The sequence below is a fragment of the Weizmannia sp. CD-2023 genome (assembly GCF_036225245.1).
In the GTDB taxonomy this organism is placed as follows: Bacteria; Bacillota; Bacilli; order Bacillales; family Bacillaceae_C; genus Weizmannia; species Weizmannia faecalis.
The window spans coordinates 1-4,741 of the sequence record NZ_JARTJQ010000142.1; the positions used below are offsets into that span (position 1 = coordinate 1).

Sequence of the window (4,741 nt, forward strand, 5' to 3'; positions counted from 1 at the left end):
TCAGCAAGCCCTAAATAAAAGGAGCTGCAGGCTCTCATGGTAACGGAGCACCTGCTTTTCCACTTTCAATTGCGGGAAGAAGCCGACAGCACATCCGCCTTCCGAAAGCGACACGACTTCCTTTTCATCCACGAGGGCAAAAGCGGGCGGGTGGCCGGCATTCACATATTCGATCGTTTTGCTGGCACAGTCGAGCACAAGGTAGATGGCTGTAAAATAATGCTGCAACCCGCCATTTTTATTCAGGTAAAGCATCAGTTCGTTTAATTTCTGCATCACCGTTTCAGGGTCTGCCTTGCTTTGCATTAAATCCCTTAATTTGGAAGAAATAAACATGCAAACGAACGATGCCGAAATGCCGTGCCCCATCACATCGAGCAACATGAGGCTGTAACGGTGATCATCCATTTTATACCAGTAATAAAGATCACCGGCCAGTTGATGAGCCGGTTTGTACGAAGATGTAATGGAAAGACAGTTTTCTTTTATCGGTTCGCTCAAAAGTGTGCGCTGAACCTGCATTGCAAGATCGAGCTCGTCTTTTAAATGCCTTTCCTGTTCCGCATGCCAGTCTTTCTCTTCTTTCAGGCGCAGTGCTACTTTAAGGCGGGCGATCAGCTCGACTTTGTTGATCGGCTTAGTAATATAATCGATTCCCCCGGCGTTCAGTGCTTCCGCCAGCTTCCGGGCATCATCAAGCGCGGTCAGGAAAATGACGGGAATATCACGAAAACGCTGTGACTGCTGCAGCATCCGGCACGCTTTAATATCATCGATTTCGGGCATCATAATATCCATCAAAATGCAGTCGGCAGGCGGTTTTGGCGCGTGTTCCTCATTTAGATGCAAATAAGCGAATAATGCTTTCGCCGAAGTGAAAGATACATACTGATTATATCCGGCATTTTTTAAAGTTTTTTCTATGACAAATAAATTTACTTTATGGTCATCTACAATTAAAATGGTCATGAAGTCTACCCCTTATGTAAAAAGTCCATTTCCCGCAAACTGCTCAATTTTCATTATACCGGGAAAGCCGGGTGATGAAAAATGAAACAGCTCTGCCGTTACGGTATAATAAAAAGAAGACACAGAAACTGGAGGGTTTTACCATGCAGGAATTGCAATCAATGGAAGATTTTAAAAACTTGAAAGAAAACGGGGCACATATTTTTTTGTTCTCAGCGGACTGGTGCCCGGACTGCCGCTTCTTAGACCCGTTTATGCCGGAAATTGAAAAAGAATACAGCGATTATACTTTTGTCCATGTTGACCGCGATAAATTTTTGGATTTATGTGCGGATCTTGATGTATACGGGATCCCGAGTTTTGTCGCATTCCGGGACGGCAAGGAAATCGGCCGTTTCGTCAGCAAAGACCGGAAAACAAAAGAAGAAGTCGAAAAATTTATCGAAAGCCTTGCCTGAATCATAGATGATCAAGCCGCATTGAACGCGGCACCATCCGAATGCATACGCATATTTTCAGGAAAGACAAAAAGCAGGCCGAATTCCCCCTCTTTGCGGACGGGGGATTTTTCCTAAGCTGGGGGATAAAGGAGGTGCCAACCGGAAAATGGATACGAAACAATTAAGACGGGAGCTGGAAAAAAGGCTGGAGAAAAAAGGACGGATTTTTTCCTATGACCGTGAAAAAGATGTACTTCGGGTCGAAAATGAAGACACACACCAGGGACTCAATATTTCCCTGCCGGAGATTGCCGCCAAATGGGCTACCCAAAAAGAAGAGGCGATTAAAGAAGTTGTCTATTATGCGGAAGCAGCGCTCGGTGTAATGGGGAAAAACCATTCGCTTAATGGCCGGGAAAAAAGTATTTTTCCTGTGATCCGGTCCACTTCTTTTCCAGAAGAAGCTCCAGGAGGCATCCCGTTTTTAACGGATGCGCACACGGCCGAGACGCGCATTTATTACGCGCTTGATCTGGGGAATACGTACCGGTTGATCGATCTTCAAATGCTGGAGCGGGAAGAGTGGAGCCCGGAACAAATTCGGGAAACGGCGCGGTTTAATTTACGGTCGCTTTCCACAAAAATGAAAAAAGACACTGTCGCCGGGAATGATTTTTATTTTTTAAATACGAATGACGGCTATGATGCGAGCCGGATTTTAAATGAAAAGTTTTTGCAGGAAATGTCTGTAAAAACGGAAGGGGAGATGGTCCTCGCCGTTCCCCATCAGGATGTTTTAATTATAGGTGACATCCGCAATGAAACAGGTTATGATATAATCGCGCAAATGGCGATGAATTTTTTTGCAAACGGCCATGTGCCGATTACTGCCCTCTCATTTTTATATCAGGACGGCGAATTGGAGCCGGTCTTTATTTTGGGCAAAAACCGGAAGTCTTGAAAGGAGTACGTTTCGTTTATGAATGTTTTTTACAACCGCGAAGGCATCGGCGATACATTGATTGTTATGATCAAAGACGCGGAGCATGCCGCTTATGAAAAGAGAGGCACGGTTGCCCGCATTTATGATGAAAAGACAAAAGAAACAGCCGGGTTCAATATTTTTGAAGCATCCCGGTACGGCGCGTTTGAAGGAAGCGGCTCCGTGAAACTGACGGAAGCTTTGCTCGACAAGCTGAACGGAATACTCGCCGAAAACGGGTTCGATGAAAAACTGGACGCCGACTTGTCCCCGAAATTCGTTGTCGGGTATGTAAAAGAAAAGGAAAAGCACCCGGATTCTGATCATTTAAGCATCTGCCAGGTTGACACCGGTGCTGAGACATTGCAAATTGTCTGCGGCGCGCCGAATGTGGAAGCCGGGCAAAAAGTTGTGGTTGCAAAAACAGGCGCTGTTATGCCGAACGGGATGATCATCAAAAATGCCGTGCTGCGCGGCGTGGCTTCAAGCGGCATGATCTGCTCGGCGCGTGAACTCGGGCTCCCGAATGCACCGCAGAAAAAAGGCATCCTTGTGCTGGACGGGCAATACGAAGTCGGAAGCGAATTTCCGCTGCCGGAATAAAAAGCCGGATGCCAAAAAAAGGGCTGCATCACGCGGGATGCGGCCCTTTTTCGCTTATCTTGATCCGTTCGGAAAGACACGCTGAATGATATCGTTAAACTGGTTAAAAAATCCTGAAATCGGGCGGCCGTTTCGGATGTCATTGACGTAATCACTCATCTGGTCAAAGAAATCCGGATTTTCGGAAATGTACACATCATTGATCGATGGATCGGTTTGCTTGACAACTTTCGAAATTTTGTTTTTCAGTTTTTTGTCAAGTTTGTCGTTGTTTTGGTTCCTTTCCAGTAAGACAGCCACATAAGCATTGTCATTCGTGGCGATGACACGCGCTTGTGCTACCTCTTTTAAATTCTCAATGCTGCGCGCAATACGGTTGGCCACCCGGACGTTATTGTTGTTATTATTGTTGTTGTTGCCGTTGCCGTTATTGTTCGTCAAATTGGCGTTGTTGATCCCTTGTGTACCCCGTGTATTATTTGTCAAATCAGCGCCATTATTGCCGTTTGTTCTTCCTGTATTGTAACGGACATTATTGTAACGCACATCATTATTGTCGGCTGTGTCGTTATAGCGTACAGGCCGTGCATTGTTGCGGTTGCCATTATTGTCGCCAGCACCGTTATTGTTTCCGCATCCCATCAACAGCCCGGATGCAAGCCCGATGCCGAGCAATGCTTTTGCGATCTTCAATCCATTCCCTCCTTCAAAAAAATAGTATCACTCATAATGTGTCTAACCCCGATTTTTTTATGCCGGCATGCCTGTGTTAAAAAATCCCTCGAAAAACATGTGTTTCCTTTGTATAATGGAAGGTGAGAAGAATTTTTGAAAGGCTCTTCGGACGCATGAGCAAAGGAAAGAGTGATGAATTTGAGCTGGATTAAAAAAATGGCAAAATATTTTAAGGATGAAAACGTGCACGAAGAGGCCCCGGAACAACCCGGGCTTTACCAGGCACGCCCGGACAAAATAGATACCCGTGTGGCTTATCATTATCCGAAAAAACAGTTTCGTTTTCCTGTAATTCCGGATCAGGAAGGGGCGCGCCGGAAGACGGCTGAAAAACCGGAAAAGCAGCGGCCACGGGCAAAAAAACATCGTCCCGAGCCACAGTCTGAACGGAGCGAAAAAGTGCAAAAAGGCCATCCTTTCCGGCCGACGGATATCCCGTCCCCGGTCTTTGGATTTAAACGGCCGACAAATGATTCTGCGCAGGAAGAAACAACAGTGTTGGAATACGAGCTGGAAGATCATTACAAAAAGGATATCCGTCTCTTGGATATGGCGAAACTGCAGCAATTGCTTGATTTTGCAGAAAATCCGGGCACGGACGGCGAACGGAACCTGACAACACCTGAACACGGCATGGCGGATCAATTGTTCGAAGAGAAAAAAATGGATTTACCGGCAGATCAAGCCGGGCGCGCAACAGCGGATCAGGCGGAAAAGGGCGAACCTGTCCAAACGGAAACAGGGCGCGGCGAAGATTCACCAGGTGCGGCAGATGAAGCCGAAGCGACATACAAGCTTGAGAAAACCGGCACAATTCCGTCTGATGAATCGGAACAGCCGAAAGCGGAAATGCCGGAATCTGGCCCGGTAAGTGAACTGCCAAAAGAGGATGCGGCGGCCATTTCTCTGGAAGCAAGTACGGCGGGCCTTGCAAATGAACCGGAAACCTCTTCGTCATATACTTCGGAAAAAGCCGAAGCCATCCAGGTAAACGAACCAGACCAGCAAAACG

Annotated in this window: 5 protein-coding genes and 1 pseudogene; 4 read left to right on the forward strand and 2 right to left on the reverse strand. The window is 46.7% G+C overall.

Annotated elements, in window-relative coordinates; genetic code table 11:
* A complete protein-coding gene (locus P9687_RS16815; RefSeq protein ID WP_061577135.1) occupies nt 1–969 on the reverse strand; it encodes a SpoIIE family protein phosphatase in 969 nt (322 codons plus the stop codon).
* A gap of 143 nt (nt 970–1,112) precedes the next feature.
* Here P9687_RS16815 and P9687_RS16820 point away from each other — a divergent pair, with 143 nt between their 5' ends.
* From P9687_RS16820 to ytpR, 3 genes are all read left to right on the forward strand, one after another.
* On the forward strand, nt 1,113–1,427 hold the full coding sequence (locus P9687_RS16820; protein ID WP_026104493.1) for a thioredoxin family protein: 315 nt from the start codon (nt 1,113–1,115) through the stop codon (nt 1,425–1,427).
* 148 nt (nt 1,428–1,575) lie between these two features.
* Complete coding sequence (locus P9687_RS16825; RefSeq protein ID WP_061577134.1) at nt 1,576–2,370, forward strand: DUF1444 domain-containing protein; 795 nt, start codon at nt 1,576–1,578, stop codon at nt 2,368–2,370.
* An 18-nt stretch (nt 2,371–2,388) separates the two neighbouring features.
* Nucleotides 2,389–2,994 (forward strand): YtpR family tRNA-binding protein, encoded by a 606-nt coding sequence (gene ytpR / locus P9687_RS16830; protein WP_061577133.1) that lies wholly within the window; start codon nt 2,389–2,391, stop codon nt 2,992–2,994.
* A 54-nt stretch (nt 2,995–3,048) separates the two neighbouring features.
* Here ytpR and P9687_RS16835 read toward each other — a convergent pair whose 3' ends face one another.
* Complete coding sequence (locus tag P9687_RS16835; protein WP_014097690.1) at nt 3,049–3,687, reverse strand: YhcN/YlaJ family sporulation lipoprotein; 639 nt, start codon at nt 3,685–3,687, stop codon at nt 3,049–3,051.
* 174 nt (nt 3,688–3,861) lie between these two features.
* Between P9687_RS16835 and P9687_RS16840 the strand changes: the two are divergent.
* Nucleotides 3,862–4,741: pseudogene (locus P9687_RS16840) on the forward strand (DNA translocase FtsK); the annotation flags it as partial.